The sequence below is a fragment of the Saprospiraceae bacterium genome, assembly GCA_016717265.1.
Taxonomy (GTDB): domain Bacteria; phylum Bacteroidota; class Bacteroidia; order Chitinophagales; family Saprospiraceae; genus Vicinibacter.
The window spans coordinates 30,439-48,271 of record JADKFX010000001.1; the positions used below are offsets into that span (position 1 = coordinate 30,439).

13 protein-coding genes are annotated in these 17,833 nt (G+C 34.5%); all 13 read left to right on the forward strand.

Annotated features, from left to right (window positions below; translation table 11 throughout):
• Nucleotides 1-4: 4 nt before the first annotated feature.
• The 13 genes from IPO86_00155 (at nucleotide 5) to IPO86_00215 (ending at nucleotide 16,124) form a co-directional block, all read left to right on the forward strand.
• The gene (locus IPO86_00155; GenBank protein ID MBK9726508.1) at nucleotides 5-6,133 is read left to right on the forward strand and encodes a DEAD/DEAH box helicase; all 6,129 of its coding nucleotides are present in this window, start codon (nucleotides 5-7) and stop codon (nucleotides 6,131-6,133) included.
• Entirely contained in the window at nucleotides 6,130-7,200 is a 1,071-nt protein-coding gene (locus tag IPO86_00160) for a PD-(D/E)XK nuclease family protein (GenBank protein ID MBK9726509.1), read from the forward strand. The genes IPO86_00155 and IPO86_00160 overlap by 4 nt, the downstream gene beginning before the upstream one ends.
• Complete coding sequence (locus IPO86_00165; GenBank protein ID MBK9726510.1) at nucleotides 7,193-8,323, forward strand: DNA cytosine methyltransferase; 1,131 nt, start codon at nucleotides 7,193-7,195, stop codon at nucleotides 8,321-8,323. The genes IPO86_00160 and IPO86_00165 overlap by 8 nt, the downstream gene beginning before the upstream one ends.
• Nucleotides 8,324-8,529: 206 nt before the next feature.
• Nucleotides 8,530-8,715, forward strand: coding sequence for a hypothetical protein (locus IPO86_00170; GenBank protein MBK9726511.1), 186 nt, complete (start codon nucleotides 8,530-8,532; stop codon nucleotides 8,713-8,715).
• A 55-nt stretch (nucleotides 8,716-8,770) separates the two neighbouring features.
• A complete protein-coding gene (locus IPO86_00175) occupies nucleotides 8,771-9,208 on the forward strand; it encodes a hypothetical protein (protein ID MBK9726512.1) in 438 nt (145 codons plus the stop codon).
• 332 nt (nucleotides 9,209-9,540) lie between these two features.
• Nucleotides 9,541-9,966, forward strand: a complete 426-nt coding sequence (locus IPO86_00180) for a hypothetical protein (protein ID MBK9726513.1) — start codon at nucleotides 9,541-9,543, stop codon at nucleotides 9,964-9,966.
• Nucleotides 9,967-10,150: 184 nt separating this feature from the next.
• Nucleotides 10,151-10,957: a hypothetical protein gene (locus IPO86_00185; protein MBK9726514.1), complete on the forward strand. Its 807-nt coding sequence runs from the start codon at nucleotides 10,151-10,153 to the stop codon at nucleotides 10,955-10,957.
• A gap of 46 nt (nucleotides 10,958-11,003) precedes the next feature.
• On the forward strand, nucleotides 11,004-11,471 hold the full coding sequence (locus IPO86_00190; protein ID MBK9726515.1) for a GIY-YIG nuclease family protein: 468 nt from the start codon (nucleotides 11,004-11,006) through the stop codon (nucleotides 11,469-11,471).
• Nucleotides 11,472-11,632: 161 nt separating this feature from the next.
• The gene (locus tag IPO86_00195) at nucleotides 11,633-12,166 is read left to right on the forward strand and encodes a hypothetical protein (protein ID MBK9726516.1); all 534 of its coding nucleotides are present in this window, start codon (nucleotides 11,633-11,635) and stop codon (nucleotides 12,164-12,166) included.
• Between the two features lie 219 nt (nucleotides 12,167-12,385).
• Nucleotides 12,386-12,949: a hypothetical protein gene (locus IPO86_00200; GenBank protein MBK9726517.1), complete on the forward strand. Its 564-nt coding sequence runs from the start codon at nucleotides 12,386-12,388 to the stop codon at nucleotides 12,947-12,949.
• A gap of 273 nt (nucleotides 12,950-13,222) precedes the next feature.
• Nucleotides 13,223-14,005: a hypothetical protein gene (locus IPO86_00205; GenBank protein MBK9726518.1), complete on the forward strand. Its 783-nt coding sequence runs from the start codon at nucleotides 13,223-13,225 to the stop codon at nucleotides 14,003-14,005.
• Between the two features lie 579 nt (nucleotides 14,006-14,584).
• On the forward strand, nucleotides 14,585-15,217 hold the full coding sequence (locus IPO86_00210; protein MBK9726519.1) for a hypothetical protein: 633 nt from the start codon (nucleotides 14,585-14,587) through the stop codon (nucleotides 15,215-15,217).
• Nucleotides 15,218-15,440: 223 nt separating this feature from the next.
• A complete protein-coding gene (locus IPO86_00215) occupies nucleotides 15,441-16,124 on the forward strand; it encodes a hypothetical protein (protein ID MBK9726520.1) in 684 nt (227 codons plus the stop codon).
• Nucleotides 16,125-17,833: the final 1,709 nt, after the last annotated feature.

Below are 17,833 nucleotides of genomic sequence, written 5' to 3' on the forward strand. Positions count from 1 at the left end.
GCACATGAAAGACCCAATTGGTTCATTTGAAATAATAAAAGAAAACTTTATCCGCTATGTTGAAACAGCATTCGGGACAAGGTTTGAAGGCATTGAGAAAGAACGCTACGCTTTACTCAATTACGATAAAGTTCTTTACCGCAAACCCTGGATTGAACCTTTGCCGGATTATGTTTCAAGCAACAAACGAGTTCAAGATTTAACGCTTGAAGATTTGGGAAATGCGTTGAGTGAAGCAGAAGCAAATACATTTAAGGAACTTGTAGCAACTGGTTTGTTTCCATCGTTTGCAAAACTGCATTCTCACCAAGCAGAAATGTTGAAGGAAACATTGAGAGGAAATAATTGCATCATCACATCTGGAACAGGTTCAGGAAAAACAGAATCCTTTTTACTTCCGTTGTTTGCACAACTTTCAAAAGAACTTGCGAATTGGGAAACACCAAACGCAAAACCGGCAAGTGTAAACACATGGTGGAAGTCAGCAACAGAAAGAGGATTGACACCAACTCAAATTGTCAATCCAACTAATTTCACTTTAAGCAATGCAGTAAGACAACGACAACATGAGAAACGACCAGCCGGTGTAAGAGCATTGATTCTTTACCCAATGAATGCTTTGGTGGAAGACCAAATGAGCCGATTAAGAAAAGCACTTGATTCAGACGATACAAGAAATTGGTTAACGGCAAACACAAATGGAAATTCAATTTTCTTTGGAAGATATAACGGCAGTTCACCGATTGCCGGAGAACTAAGAAAAATAAAAGATGATGGAACAGTTGCAGTCAACACAAAAAAAGTAAATCAACTAAAAGAGAGATTGAAGCAAGTTGAAGTTGATGCAACTAAAGTTGCAGAATACATTCAGCAAAACAATATCACAGGCAGCGAAGCAAAAGATTTAAAATCTTTTTTCCAACGACTTGACGGTTCTGAAATGCGTTGCAGATTTGATATGCAATTAGCACCACCGGACATTATGATTACCAACTATTCCATGTTGAGCATAATGTTGATGCGAACAGTTGATTCAGGAATTTTTGAGCAAACAAAAAATTGGTTGGCTTGTGAAGATTTATTGCCGGAGCAAAGAGAAGCAGAAAGAAGAAACAGAGTTTTTCATTTAGTCATTGACGAGTTACACCTATACAGAGGCACACAAGGCACGGAGATAGCATACCTACTTAAACTTGTGCTTGACCGTTTGGGCTTGCACCCACATCATGAGCAGTTACGCATACTTGCATCCAGTGCATCACTTGAAGCAGGCGACACAGACAGCGTAAAATTTTTGGAAGATTTTTTTGGCATTGACAATTCTGTTAAGCCATTCAAAATTATTGAAGGACACAACACCGAAGTTGAAACACTTTCATCTTCTGAAAGAAAACTTCCGGTAAATCCATTCAAAGAAATTGCGGAAGCATACAACATTGCTAAAGGTGAAATCTCAAAAGCAAATTTTATTTCCGCTTGTGAAAATTCAGCAAATGCAATTGCAACAGAATTTGGAATTTCAGAAACAGGAAATGGAATTGAAAAATTGTTGAGAGTTATTTCCAATCCAATTTTAAAATTGAAAGAACGATTGTATTCGCCTTGTGCAGTAACAGAAAATGGAAAGACAAACTACAAAGCAGTTTGTTCCATTCATGCAAACGGTGATGATGGAATTGGAAATTATTTTTCGGAAACAATTTTTGAAACAGCAGCATCGCAAGACGATTTACAAAATGCTTTGAGAGGTTTGCTGATTGCAAGAGCAATGTTTGATGAAACAGAATTTGCAAACATTGACATTCCTGAAAACAGAAAGTTGCCACGATTCAGATTCCATTACTTCTTTAGAAACATTGAAGGAATGTGGGCATCGGTGAAAGCAGATGACATAGGTAATGCAGAATACAACGACATAGAAAGAACAGCCGGAAAACTTTATTCAACAACAAGAATAAATTCAGAAGCCGGTAACAGAGTTTTAGAATTACTCTATTGTGATAATTGCGGAACAACTTTATTTGGTGGAAGCAGATTGGTAACTACAAATGAATCCGGCAACAGTTCATTTGAATTACTTCCAATCAGTCCGAACATTGAAGGCATACCGGAAAAGACACCGGCAAAACTTGTTGAGAAAAGAAGTTTTCAAGAGTATGCAGTTTTTTGGGCTTGTGGTAATCAACAGTTCACTCCACACGATGCAGAACCCGGCATCTCTGGAAATTTTTGGAGACAAACAGCAGTGAACGGATTTTCTCAAACTGATTACGAATCAAATTGGATTGAAGCATCACTGAATTGTATTTCAGGCGACATAGATTTTTCACACGACAAAGCAACCCGTGATTCTTCACGATGGATTAAAGGATATTATTTTACGATTGTTCCAAACAGTTCAAGCACCGACATTGCTTTACCAAATGCAAGCGGAGAAATCAGCACAGTTGAAACACACAGAGCATTGCCAAATGTTTGTCCGTGTTGTGGCATCAACAATCAAAGACGAAACAACGCTTCAAGAAAATCAAAGACAACTTCAATCAGAGGTTTCAGAACGGGTTTCGCTAAGACAACACAAATGTTTGCAAAGGAGTTGATGTATCAATTGCCCGACAGTGAAGCACAAAGAAAGTTGGTTGTGTTTTCTGACAGTAGGGAAGATGCAGCACAAGTTGCAAACGGAATAGAAAGAAATCACTTCACTGATTTGTTGAGAGAAATTTTAGTTGATGAATTGCACAAAAAAGTTTTGACGAAGCACAACATCTTAAACGCAATTGAAACAAACGACACAGCGAAAGTTGATAGATACAGAATAGAAAACAACACAGAACTTTTAGACATTGAAGGGCTGATTACATTTTCAAATTTGCCTGGGGCAAATCCTTTGATTGTTGAGCAGAGAAACAACGCCAACAATCAACTTGAAAAAATCCGTCAGAAAATATTCAGCGTTAGAGAATTGGTTGACATTACAAACTCTGTAAATCTTGCACCGCTTATTCGCCACTTAATAAGTTTGGGAATCAACCCCGGTGGCAACGACATCACAATTCAAACAAGATTATTGAACAACGATTTTGTTCCTTGGTATGACTTGATTGACTTTACAAATTTTCAGTGGACAGCCGGAGCAGACCAAACTTTCATCAATGATTTGAAAGAAGGAACATTCAGCAATCTTGCTACAATGTTTTTTGGCTCTCTCTTTTATTCCTTTGAATCTTCTGCATTGGGTTTTGTAACAATCAATCCCGACTTGCAAAGCATCACAGATGCAGCAACTGCATTGACAATTACACGAGATGAATTTTTGCAAACGCTAAATTCAACAGTCAGAATTTTAGGCGACAAATTCAAGCACAACAAAAATGATGATGCAGACCCTTTCAACTTTGATGATTACAGCAGATTCCCAAGTCAAACAAAAAGATATATCAGAGCAGTTGCAAACAGATTATCAAAAACAGAACTTGAATTAGGCACAGCAGTTTTCAATACGCTAACAACAAGCGGACTTGTGCATGGAGTGAGAGGAGTAATTATTGAAGAACTATTTATCAAGGTTGCAACCGCAACTGACAGCGTATGGACAAGCACACGGGGGAGCAGACCACACTTGCATTTAAGCGGAGGCATTTGCACATACTCACTTACACAACTGAATACACAGCCGGATAAAATTTGCAATGACATTTGGGAGAAAAATTATTTGTCATACAATGCAATCAAACAACAGCGAACTCCAATCCGTTTGCATTGCGAAGAACTCACAGGACAAACCGATAATCAGTTTGAAAGACAAAGACATTTTAGAAATATCATTTTGCCTGATGAGGGAAACAAACAAGTAAAAGCAATTGACTTGCTAAGTGTAACAACAACTTTGGAAGTTGGTGTTGACATCGGAGCATTGCAAGCAGTGATGTTGGGAAATATGCCACCGCAAAGATTCAACTACCAACAAAGAGTTGGACGGGCTGGACGGAGAGGACAAGCATATTCAATCATTCTAACTTTTTGCAGAGGTAGAAGTCATGACGAATTTTACTTTTCAAATCCTCATAAGATTACAGGCGATTCGCCACCTACTCCATTCTTGACAATGGGACAGGAAAGAATTTTCAAACGTCTTTTAGCAAAAGAGATTTTCCGAAAAGCATTTACAACCATTCCAACGAATGTGAACAATGATGAAGAAAAGCCAAGTGTTCACGGTGAGTTTGGTGCAATTGATAATTGGCTTACATACAAACCACAAATTGCAAATTGGATAAACACAAACAGACCGCAAGTTGAAGCGACTGTTGAAGCATTGATTACACCAGAGTTGAGACCGCAACGAAATGAATTTGTGAATTGGGTTTGCGATACAACAACCAACAACGGTTTAATTGAGAAATCACAAAGCGTAATTAGCAATGAAGAAATTGCAACAACTGATGTTTCAGAAAAATTAGCTGAAGGTGGAATTCTCCCAATGTTCGGAATGCCAACAACAGTGAAAAATTTATATCACGGCATTGACAGAAACTTAGAACCGCTTTCAGTTGACAGACCGCAATCAATGGGAATCTATGAGTTTGCACCGGGTTCACAGAAAACAAAAGACAAAGCAATTCATTCTGTAATTGGTTTCACCAGTGATATTATCAATACAAGAATCAGAGGAATTGAAACAGTAACCAATGCAAGAACAAACAACAATCTTCCATTCTCAATGAACCGTTGGTTTGTGCGTTGCCGTTCATGTGGTTTATTCAAAACTTATTCTGAAACTGAAAAGGCAACACTTGAAGCAGCAAATCATTTTGATGCTTGTCCGAATTGTGGAGAAACAAATTTGGACAAATATCAAAGACCGGAAATGTTGAAAGCACCGAGAGCATACAGAACAAATCTTTCAATGGGCAGTGATATGAAAGACGATTCAGAATTTCTTCTTTCACGACCACCAATTTTTGCAGAGAATGTTGAAGACCCAAACAATCCAAATGTTCCAGTGATTGTAAACAATGCAGAGTTGTTGATTACTGATAAGGATGTTACTTGGAGAGTGAATACAAATTCAGATAATTTCTTTACTGGAAGTTTAGCTAACACACAAAATTCTTTTCCGTTCTCACAAGCGTTCAGATTTACACAACAATGGATTGCACAAAATGTAATTGACAACAACCAAGCGAATCCATTCAGCGAAAACGGTTACTCATATAGAATTTATCCCGAAGGAGCACAAGAAAGAATTGCATTAGCAAGCAATAAGAAAACAGAGATATTCCGAATTGCACCGGTGAGTGTTCCATTAGACCTTAATTTGAATATGTTCTCAATGGACTTTGAAGAACCCTATGTGAAAGCACAAGCAAACGGAGTTCGTTCCGGTTATTATTCAGCAGCATTTTTACTGCAAAGAATTTTGGCTGACAAACTTGATGTTGACCCAACCGAAATTGAAATTGCTGACATTGTAAAAAGAGAATTGGTTGAGAACTCTTTAATCAAAAGGTATGTGTCAGAAATTATTCTCACTGATGAATTGCCTAACGGTTCAGGTTTCGTAAGATTTCTTTACAACAAATTTTCCGACTTGTTAGCAGAGGCAATGAACCCAACAGATGCACAATCTTATTTGGGGAAAATTCATTCAACACATCATCAAGGAAATTGCAAAGATGCTTGCTATGAATGTTTGAAAGTTTTCCGCAACATGAATTATCACAGCTTGCTTGATTGGCGTTTAGGATTATCAATGATGAGAATTTTGAATGATGCAACTTACAAATGTGGAGCAGATGGAATCTTTAATCAACATGTTGAATTAAACGGGTGGCTTGAATTCGCAACAAGTTTAAGAAATGGTTTTGCAGAAAGTTTTGGAATGAGAACAGTTGATGTAGTTCAAGGGTTGCCAATTATTAAATGGCATGCAAGGGATAAAAATGTAATCATGATTGTTCACCCGTTTTGGGATATGAAAAACATGAGAGAAGCAAATTGGATTGCAGAAATAAAAAATGAGTTAGACGAATACACAAGAAGCAGAGGCGGCAAGTTGAGCATTGTTGACACTTTCAATTTGCATCGCAGACCGGGTTGGTGTTATGAAAAATTAGTAAGGAACGGATGAATGTAATTGGCAACATAGCGTTTAAGAAAATCAACAGAGTTTCTCCAAGCCAATTTCATTCAATGAAAAATTGTGCTTACAAATCTTTGTTGGCGGAAGCATTTGAAAAAAAACCTTTGCTTCCGGTTTCACCCAATGCTTATTTGGGAACAGTGTTGCATAAAATGTTGGAGTTGATTTCAAGAGGAGAAATATATAACGAAACTGAATTCAATTCAAGATTTGACAGCGAAATTCTTTTGATGGAAAATAAATTAAAAGAATTGGGTTATGATTTTTTTGTTCCGCTTCAAATGAATGTGAGAGATTTTGGAATGAAGAAAATTCAGTTGAAGAAACATTTGAGAAGTGCAACAGCATCACCGAGAGAACAGACCGGAATAAATTTCATTTCTGAAAAGTGGCTTGAATCAAAAGACAAATTAGTTGGAGGAAGAACGGACTTGATAATTGAAGAAGCAGAAGAAACAGAAATTATTGATTTCAAAACCGGAGCAATAACAGAAGATGTTTTTGATGATAACGGAGAATCTTATTTGGAAGTGAAGAATGAATATCAAGAGCAGTTGAAACTTTACGCTTATCTCTATTTTGATTCCAACGGAAAATTCCCAACGCAATTGAGTTTGATTGATTTAGCAAAACAGAAATTCAATGTTGAGTTTACAGAGGAAGAATGCAAATCAGTTTTTGAGGAAGCGAAAAGTTTATTGACAGAAACAAACAAGAGCATAGACACATCAGCATTCAAAGCAAACCCAAGTGAAACCAACTGCAAGTTTTGTCTTTACAGACCGGCTTGCAAATTCTATTTGGAATTTCTCACAACGGAAAATTATTTCAATGATGTGTGTGGTTTGGTAAAAGATGTTGTGAAGTATCAGAATGGAAATGTTTCAGTGTTTGTAGAAAAGGGAAACAACAAAATTTCAGTTACAGGTTTTGCAACTGACAAGTTTGAATATTTTAATAGTAACCGGAATAAACAAATCAATCTTTTCAATTTGAGAAAGGAAGCAACCGAGTTTGTTTATTCTGCAACCAAGACGACAAAAATTTATGAGTAGTAATCACGAACATAAAATCCCAATCCTCTCTTTCTATTCAGGCGGGGGCTTTATGGACATGGGTTTTGAACAAGCAGGTTTTGAAATTGTATGGACAAATGAATTTGACAAGGACTTTGCAAAACTTCATGCAGCCGGTATCACTTCATGGAGAAAATCACAAGGCAATGGAATCAAAGCAGAAATCTTCAATACAAAATCCATTACAGAAGTTTCTTCAAGTGAAATTATTTCAGAAGCATTTCCAAAAGGGAAACCGGAAAATTTTGGAATGATAGGTGGACCGCCTTGTCAGGACTTTAGCATGAATGGAAGTTTGAAAGGTTTTGAAGGTGACAGAGGAAAACTCACAACACTTTACTTTGATAAGATTTTAGAATTGAAGCCAACATTTTTTGTAATGGAAAATGTAACCGGCTTGACAAAGCGAAAAGAAACGAAAGAATTTTTGCAAACACTTTTGAAACGAGTTGAGAAAGAATATTTCGTTGACCATGAAAAGCTAAATGCTTTAGAGTTTGGAGTTCCACAATTCAGAGAACGAATTTTCTTTATTGGGATTAAGAAAACAAAACTTGACGAGAAAATTGTTTCTCAAAGTCCATTTGGAAAATGGTTTCCATTTCCGGTAAACAAAACTTATCAGAACGCAGCGACAAAATATACTTGGGCAAAACAAGTTGCATTTGGAAAAACTTTGACAAAGCCAAAAGATTTGCCGTTTGAATTATGTGTAGAGAGTTGTTTAGTTCCAGCCCGTAAAATGAATTCAACAGACAACGCAAACGAGTTTTTTAATTTGTATGTAACAGAGAAATTTTTGCAAGCAATTGATGAAGGTGAAACTAACAGACCATCATTCAAACGACTTCACCGTCACAAATACAGTCCGACAGCTTGTTACGGAAACAATGAAGTTCACTTGCATCCATACAAACACAGGCGTTTGTCAGTGCGTGAAGCATTAAGAATTCAAGGTGTGCCAGACCAGTATGTTTTGCCGATAAAATCACCTTTGTCAAAAAAGTTTAAGATGATTGGAAACGGTGTTCCAGTTCCTTTGGCAAATGCAGTTGCAGTTGCTTTAAAAACATTTATCAAAGACAAAAAAGTAATCCGATGAAAAGCCCTCTCACAAAAAATACACTCTTAAAAAAACGCACAAGCCAACGCGTCAAGCAATTTTTTTTAAGAGAGTATTTTTTCTCCCACCCAAGAAGAAATTCAATTTTTTTTTCTCCCACCCTTCGGTGTATTAATTTTTTTGCAACCGCACAACAACCCACGACAGACAAGCATTTAGACAGGACAACGCAAGTAACAAACCGACTGGAACTTGCCGCAGACGAAGAAGCACGAACCGGTAACAGCGGGTTTAAGAAATTGGCGGTTCAGTGGTTAAATGAACATTTGTGCTTCGTATCAAATGTAGTGCTGGCAGACAGTTTTGTGCTCCGAAATCGCCAACTTCTTAAACCCGCAAAACGTTATCAGCGACCTATGAAAAATAATTAACCAACTGCACGAATTATTTCATTAAAACCATTACATTCACATTAAAATAAGTCTTATGAAAATACTAATTATTTTAATTCTACTACAGCTCTCTATTCAGCCTCAATTGTCAGGGCAGAAGGATTCATTTGATTTAATCTATAGAGACTGGTACGCTAAAGATTACGGAGATAAAGAATTCAATATTGGAGATATCCTAATATTAGATACCTTAAAAGTTGATCCGAAAGTTAATCACAACTTCATGAAGTGGGAATTCCAAAGGAACGGTGATTTTATTAATTTATACTTTTATCTACGTAAAGAAGGTAACTTCAAAGGAGAGGTAATAGGGATATCAGATGATGACTTAAAATGGGAACTGGATACTAGCTCTTCAGAATTAAAAATTAAGAAGAAAGATTTTGTTTTTAGATACAAAATTCTTAATATTAATAAATCAAAATTAATATTAAGGAAATTAAATTCGAATTGGCCTCCAGAAGGTAAATAAAAAAGGCCGCTGATAACATGGCATACACTCATTCCCGCCAAAAGACTTTAATCATTCTCTTTTGATTTTTTTCGTTTTATAAAAATTAATGCTTTATTTTTGGCTTCCGGCATGTGGCGGGAATGCGTGTATGCCAAACCGTTATAAGCCATTTCTAAACAACATAATATGTCAAAAAGCATTCACATAACAAAAAAGAATTTCAAGGGATTAAATAAAAAAGAACTTGACGAACAAGCTAATGACTCTACTTCAGAGCTAAGGCAATGGGTCAGGAAATCTATATTAAAAGAGGAAGTTAAAAAAACTCGGAAGCAAAAGAAGAATATCTAATGACTGAAAGGAAACTCAAAGAATATTTTGAAAATGTATTGACCGCAGAACAATTATCATTAGACTTAAAAGACAGTCAAAAGAAAACAAGTTATGATGTTATTAGTGTTTTTGTAACTACTAAGCAGTCTAAAGAGAAGTTTTTAATTACTAAAGATCATTTAATAAAACTTTGCAATGACACACTTAATGGAAAACTTTCTCCTAACAATTTAAATACAATTTCATTTGCACTCATTACATCCGAATTTTTTCATTGGCAAGGAGAATCTAAAGACACAGAAATTATTGAAACTGTAATATACGACTGGGACAATCCCGATAATGGCTTTGATTTATCTCTTAAGAACATTGCACTTTGGAAAGAATACTTGATCTCTGGTGAATACAAACTTGATAAGTACGAACTAAAGAGGAAATTTTGAGATACTAAAAAGCATTCCTAAAAACGGCTTATAACATGGCATAGACTCTACACCGCCTAGCATCATCAATCATTCTCTTTAAATTTTTTCCCATAAAGACAAATTAATTTTTTAGTTTTGGCTGCTAATGATTTGGCGGTGCAGCGTCTATGCCAAAACCGTTATAAGCCATAATCAATATAATATGCAAAATAGAAAAATTAATTTAAAAGAAAGGTGGAGCCTCTTTTTTAATTTATTGTTTGACCCATGGGTTCTAATTTTATTATTAATTATTGTGACCATATTTTATTTTAAATCCCAAAACAAAGATTCAAGTCTGGATTTATTTTACACTGTCTTTCTTTCAATAATAGCATCAGTATGGGGAGGCATTGTAAGCAATAGATGGATATCTATTACAGAGCAACAAGCTATTGCAGCTAGAGGAAAGGGAGCAATCCAAAGCTTGCAATTACTATTATCAACAATTAGCAACATAAAAGAAAGAATATTTAAATTCAAGAATTGTTGTGATGCTCAATCTCTTAATAAAGAACTCCTAAAAAGTAATTTTGAGGAAATTGAATTCTGTATGAACACAATTACTGAAGTTGGTTATAGTTCAATTGAAACATGGCAAGACATCTTACCTGAAGCAGATTTAAAAGAACATTTTAAAAAGATTCAAGAAATTGAAAAGAAACTATTAATTGCAGAAAACAAAGTAATAACTGTACAAGAAGAGCTTTTAGTGTCGAAATCCGAAATAGAAAAGTCTGCAAATTTAAGATTGGATTTGCAAAATAGTAAAAATGAAGTTTATAACTTAAGAGCAGAATTAGCAAATTGTCAGATGAATTCTCCATCTGGATCAGCGTTTAATCATTATAATCCACTAATGGGGTGCATTTGTCCTCATTGTAACTGTAGTTACAATCCAAGTCAAGTTACAACTGATGCTTTTGGTGTGCGGAAATGCCCAAATCCATCATGCAATTGCAATTTATAAAATACAGATAAATAAAAACTACAATTATTTAATTAAAAATTGAAATATGGAAATTAAAGCAATTTGGAAGCCACCTGTTAAGCTAATAAAGTCTAATTCAGATTCAGCAATATTTAATATTAATTTGAATAAATTGTTACCTGAACCCGGATGTTATGTTTTCATAAAGAAATATGGTGACAAAATTACGCCATTATATATAGGTCAAGCTTTGAATTTAAGATCAAGAATAAAAAGTCAACTGGAAAATGTAAAAATAGCACGTAGAATTGAAAAATCTGAAAAGGGAATTAAACTTGTGATGTATTGCAAAGTTGAATTAAAAAAGGGCCAACAAATTAAAAAGGTTCTTAATATCTTAGAGAAAAATTTAATAAGAAATGTGATTAGTAATGGCTTTGAGTTATTCAACAAACAGCTAACCATTATAAAACTTGATGAATTAGAATTTAAGCAAAATAGTTATTCTAGAAGACTATTTCCAAACCGCATGGCCAGTATTAAAAGTAAGTGAACGGCTTATAACATGAGATTGATTCAATCAGAGCAAATGCTTGTTCTTCGCTCCGGAATATATCGTATATTTGGCTTAAGATTTTTGCTTTTGGCAGTTGTCGTAAATGCTCTGCCTGCATCAATCTCTGCTCGTTGGGCGTCATTTTAAAACAAAATCACATGAAACAATTATTTATTAGAATATTTATTTTGATGATTATAGGCACTTGCTATAGTCAAAATAAAACAGTTGACTCTTCAAATTATTCTGATATTATTAAAGAACAAGCAGAAACTATGAGCCAGTTTTTGTTAAAAAAGAACTTCAAATCATTTACTCAATTCACTTACCCTAAATTAGTGGAAATGATGGGAGGTGAGCAGAAAATGATAGAAACATTGGAAAAAGCCTCAACACAAATGGAAGCAGATGGGACTGCCTATTTAAATGTAACCATAGGAGAACCATCAAGAGTTTTGTCATTTCAAAATGAAATGCAGTGTATTATACCCCAAACTTTAGAAATCAAAGTGCCAAATGGAAGAGTACTTACTAAATCGTCATTAATTGCAATTTCAATTGACAATGGTAAAAGCTGGTACTTTGTCGACACTTCAGGTAAAGATATTCAAACAATGAAAAAAGTATTGCCAAATTTGAGCGAAGAATTGATAATTCCAGTAAAAGAAAAGCCAACTTTTTACAACGACTAAAAAAACGACGCCCAACACGGCATACACTCACTCCCGCCAAGAAGGATTTACTCATTCTCTTTTGATTTATCTAGCTTAATAAAGAATTATGTTTTATTTTTGGCTTCCAGCATGAGGCGGGAATGCGTGTATGCCAAATCCGTTACTGGCCATCCAAGAATGAAAACATACATGACACTAATCTTTCATCGTCGCATTTGGTTAAAATTCGCTTTCGGCTTGAAGTCCAAAAAGTGTTTTGTAATATTCTCAATTTTTTCATTTTCTAATTGTTTTATAACTAACACTCCAGGCTTTTATAGCGGCTACAGTAAATTGACTGAAGAACAAAAGAAATCAATCATTTTTGTTGAAGAAAATACTAGTTTTTGCGACTTAAAAAATGATCAAAGGATTTATTCGATTTCTGCGAATCAATTACTAAAATGCTTAAAAAGAAACCAAACTTCCATAATTTATTTTTGGTCGCCAAATTGTCATGCTAAAAGCTGCATCTCTTTAGTTGCAGCTCAAAAGTATTGTGACAATAATAATTACACCCTTTATATTATTACAGAATACTACGACTTAGAAAAAATAAAAATCCAAAATAACGTTTCCTTGTCAATGTTGGCAGTAAATCATGAATATTATAAAACGGATTATTGTAACAAGTATGTCGACTTATTTACAAAAGAAATTGTAAAGAATAAGAAATTAACTAAACCTGAATTGCACAATAGATTTTTTGTTTTTAAAGCTGACAGTTTAGTTAAAACAAAAGCAATTTTATTCACAGAATAAAGACATTTCACTATACTGTTTTGCGATACAACGATCTTCATAAAACAAATTGAAGTAAATTTACTTGCTGAATTGAAGTAATAAATCAGACGGCCAGTAACACTAGCTTGACACAATGCCGCCAAAATTATTTATATTTGCCATCAACCATACGTTAAGGCGGCACAGCGTCAAGCCAAATCCGTTAGCAGCAACCCTAACAGACCGTCCATCTAAAGATCAGCAGTTAGAATGAAACATATTTTTACTATCCTATTGACAATAGTTATCATCTTGACAGGAATTTTTCTTCCTTTCATTCACGGGGACTATGACTATTTTGCGGTTGGACTTTCCTACATTTTTCAATTTGGGATTTTCACATCATTACTCCTTGTTCCGATAGGTCTGATTTTGCTTATACTCAACATTACCAATAGACAAAATAAACAGACAGTAAAATATCCGTTATATCTTAGAAGAGCAATTTTTGTTATAGCTATAATTATTACTTTGGCATCAGCACTTGGTGCTTTTGCATCAGACAATAGATTTTCAGCAATCGCCATTTTAGGAATGGGCATTTGTCTTTTTTTAATCCGTAAAAAAGTAAACTTACAACCTATTACAAATGGCATTATTCCGTATTACCTCATTATTATTCCACTGACAGTAGTGTCTATTCGTTTGGCATATTTTGAAAAAGCAAAAGATAAAACCACAGACTTCGTAATACAACAGAGTGAGCAATTAATACAAGACATTGAAGCGTACAAAAAAACCAATGGACATTACCCGCCTTCATTGTTATCAACCATCGAAGACTACCACACCGGAGTTTCAGGTATTCCACGTTTCCACTATGAACTCAGGGGAAATGCTTACAACTTGTATTTTGTACAGACATCAAATATGTTAGGTACTGAAGAAATAGTTATGTACAACAAATTAGACGAGCAAGAAATGACCGTACATAATCAAGACTTACTAAGAATCCCTTATGACAGTATCATTCACGGACACCATAAAGTACAGCAACTACCGCAAGAACATTGGAAAATATTTTACTTTGACTAATCGGCTGACAAAAGGGTATGCTGCTAACAAGGTATTGTCAAAAGCGGGGCTGAACGGCTTCGATTGGACATTTGTGCAAGGTTCAACATTCGTTCTTCGATTGAACTTTTGTGCTAAAAATCCCCGCCTTCGGCAATACCCAAACCGTTATGGGAGACCAGCCAAATGTTTATGTGATATGCTCTCATCTAATAAGATTATACTAATGGGTGTGAATTCAAAATTTAACAAGCCAATCAAAATATAAATACAACGATTTTAAAACGCAATATTGGGATGCAAACCAAACATAATTATACAAAATAATATACAATTTCTAAATGAAAATGATTTTTGTGTGAGCATGAGAAATGGGTGCCGTAACAAATCTCGGCCTCCCATAACACGGCATAAACGCTACACCGCCAAGCATCATAAATCATTCTCTTTTAATTTTTTCCGGTAATTAAAAATTAATTTTTTAATTTTGGCTGCTAATGGTTTGGCGGTGCAGCGTCTATGCCAAAAACGTTATCGCCAAGCCAACAATAAAAAATAAATTATTTGAAACTTAGTAAATTAGAAAATAGCATCAAATAAATGAAATATGCAATTATTGGATTTTCACTAATGACATTTATTGGACTCATTTGGCAGAACAATAAAATCAATGAATTAAAAGCAATCACGATATATCAACGCGATACCATTAATAATTACAACTTAAACTTAGACCCATATGAAAAAGTCAATTTGATTGAACAACTTCTTGAACCAAGAATATTGCGTACCAATGATTCCATATATGAGGTACAAAGAATAATTTACGGTTATAGCAATGATATCAAAATAATAAAAGTTGAATGCTTTAAAGATAGTTCAATTAAACTTATATACAAGCAAGGTTCACTAAGGAATCCAATTACTGGGGTTGGAACAGCACGTCTTGTCAAAACTCAAGTGCAAGTATTAGATAAAAATGTATGGATGCAATTTAAGTCTAAATTTAGCAAAATTAGTTGTTACGACTTAACCCTCTGGGATGGATATCTTGACTGTATTGGGCCAATTTTAGAGTGGGATGCTAAAATTGGGTATGAATCCTTTCGTAATAGTTCAACTTGTGGATTAGCAGCTCAATTCACTGAAGCTTGTGAATTTTTAATGCGGCAAGTAAATGATAAAGATTTGCAAGAAATGTTTAGAAAGCAAGATATAAGAAGGAGCAAATAAATTGATTCAAACTAAATAATAATAGATTTTTCTTAAGATTTAAAATTTGACTCCTAATTGAAAAATGCCTGGCGATAACATGGCATAGACGCTACACCGCCAAGCATCAAAAATCATTCTCTTTTAATTTTTTCCGGTATTTACAAATTATTTTTTTAGTTTTGGCTGCTAATGGTTGGCGGTGCAGCGTCTATGCCAAAACCGTTGGCGGCGATCAATTAATATGAAATACATACCAATCATTCTGATAATACTTTTAGGGTGCGCTGATAAAGTAAAACTTAATTGTCCGCCTAATTACAATTTTATATTAGTAGATGAAATAAATAAAATAAACAACTTAAAATCAAAACCAAACCAATCGCTTAGAAAAGAAATAATAAACCACATCACAAATTGCCCAAGACTTATGCATGATCTTTTGGATGGAATTGATTCTAACCACAAATTATTTTATAACACACCTAATATTGAATACTACCTGAATTTAGAATACGATTTAATTGCCGATTCATTCCTAAGTACCAGTCAAATTTTAAAAAACATCAATACACCTGAAATTTATACTGCCTATAAAATTAAAAGTCTAAAATTAAGGAGCCTTTACTACAAATTTTTAGTCGACAAAACGCCTTTGTGGAGAAATAACCGACTCCCAGTAGGATATTTTTATGGATCAATAGAAATGCCACCACCAATTAGAGTTTGTGATCTTGCCTTGGATGGATTAATTTATCTTGGCCATAAATCCAAAGTTGAATATTACCAACAATTCTTCAATAAAGATTCTTTTGATTTGTCAATCTATCCTCAAACAGCAGGTAATTATCAAAACCTATACAAAAATGTTGAAAGCTTAAATGAGGTGAGAGATAGTCTAATAGACTCCATGATTGAACAAAAATGACCGCCGCCAACACGGCATACACGCATTCCCACCAAAAGATTTTAATGAGTCACTTTTTATTTTTTTCTGTTTACTAAAATTTAAAGTTTTATTTTTGGCTTCCGGGCCATCTGGCGGGAATGCGTGTATGCCAAATCCGTTACTGGACATCCCAAAAAGAAAATACAATTGGGATGCAAATATTACCAATTTATTAAACTATAAATACACAAATTAAATAGATGTTTTGTGTGAGTTCAAGCATATAATAAATTGAATTATAAACGTGATGAAAAGGGATGAGGATCGTGTGGGCTCCATGGGTGTGATTTTAGGAAATTTATTTCGAAATACAGCAAAATGAATATTGAAAACTCACTTGACGTTGACTGGGACGTCCAGTAACACTAGCTTGACACAATGCCGCCAAAATTATTTATATTTGCCATCAACCATACGTTAAGGCGGCACAGCGTCAAGCCAAATCCGTTACTTGCCACCCTATATAGTTTTCAAACATGATGTTGTGCCTTCAATGTCGCATTTGGTTAAAATCCGCTTTTGGTTTTATAATATAATGGTTAGCTTTTTCTGTTTGTGGATAATGAATACATTTTCTGAATTTTCAAATAAAAAATAATCCATAATTTATTGACCACAAGAATATTTGATGTTTAAAATGAGAAATAGGCACGCATACCTAAACATGAATACTCAAAATCAAATATTACTTTATTCGAAATATGAAATATTTTATTCAGTTTACTGGAAAATAAGTTTAAGCCTCAAGTATCAATTGGCGGCAAGTAACACTGCATACACGCTACCCCACCAAGCATCTAAATCATTCTCTTTTAAATTTTTTTGGAAATAAATATTTAAGTTACTATTTTTGGCTGCTAAACATTGGCGGGGCAGCGTGTATACTAATCCGTTACTGGACATCCCAAAAAGAAAATATAATTGGGATGCAAATATTACTTATTTATTAAACTATAAATACACAAATTAAAAAGATGTTTTTGTATGAGTTCAAGTGTGTAATAAATTGAATTATAAACGTGATGAAAAGGGATGAGGATCGTGTGGGCTCCAAGGGTGTGATTTTAGGAAATTTATTTCCTAATACATAATAATGAATATTGAAAACTCACTTGACGTTGACTGGGACGTCCAGTAACACTAGCTTGACACAATGCCGCCAAAATTATTTATATTTGCCATCAACCATACGTTAATGCGGCACAGCGTCAAGCCAAATCCGTTACTTGCCACCCTATATAGTTTTCAAACATGATGTTGTGCCTTCATTGTCGCATTTGGTTAAAATCCGCTTTTGGCTTTATAATAAAATGCTTAGCTTTTTCTGTTTGCAGAAATTGAATGCATCTTCTGAATTTTCAAATAAAAATAAATTCATAAATAATTAACCACAAGAATATTTGATGTTTAAAATAAGATATAGGCTCGAATCTTAACGTGAATACCCAAAATAAAATATTATTCTATTCGTAATATGAATTAATTTATTCAGTTTACTAGAGAATAAGTTTAAGCCTCAAGTATCAATTGGCGGCAAGTAACACTGCATACACGCTACCCCGCCAAGCATCTAAATCATTCTCTTTTAATTTTTTTTGGAAATAAATATTTAAGTTACTATTTTTGACTGCTAAACTTTGGCGGGGCAGCGTGTATACTAATCCGTTATCGCCAAGCTTATAAAAACT

What these genes read in the sequence shown, in the direction of transcription:
- IPO86_00155 (MBK9726508.1), top strand. Translation starts at nt 5, where the DNA reads ATGAAAGACCCAATTGGTTCATTTGAAATAATAAAAGAAAACTTTATC.
- IPO86_00160 (MBK9726509.1), top strand. Translation starts at nt 6,130, where the DNA reads ATGAATGTAATTGGCAACATAGCGTTTAAGAAAATCAACAGAGTTTCT.
- IPO86_00165 (MBK9726510.1), top strand. Translation starts at nt 7,193, where the DNA reads ATGAGTAGTAATCACGAACATAAAATCCCAATCCTCTCTTTCTATTCA.
- IPO86_00175 (MBK9726512.1), top strand. Translation starts at nt 8,771, where the DNA reads ATGAAAATACTAATTATTTTAATTCTACTACAGCTCTCTATTCAGCCT.
- IPO86_00180 (MBK9726513.1), top strand. Translation starts at nt 9,541, where the DNA reads ATGACTGAAAGGAAACTCAAAGAATATTTTGAAAATGTATTGACCGCA.
- IPO86_00185 (MBK9726514.1), top strand. Translation starts at nt 10,151, where the DNA reads ATGCAAAATAGAAAAATTAATTTAAAAGAAAGGTGGAGCCTCTTTTTT.
- IPO86_00190 (MBK9726515.1), top strand. Translation starts at nt 11,004, where the DNA reads ATGGAAATTAAAGCAATTTGGAAGCCACCTGTTAAGCTAATAAAGTCT.
- IPO86_00195 (MBK9726516.1), top strand. Translation starts at nt 11,633, where the DNA reads ATGAAACAATTATTTATTAGAATATTTATTTTGATGATTATAGGCACT.
- IPO86_00210 (MBK9726519.1), top strand. Translation starts at nt 14,585, where the DNA reads ATGAAATATGCAATTATTGGATTTTCACTAATGACATTTATTGGACTC.
- IPO86_00215 (MBK9726520.1), top strand. Translation starts at nt 15,441, where the DNA reads ATGAAATACATACCAATCATTCTGATAATACTTTTAGGGTGCGCTGAT.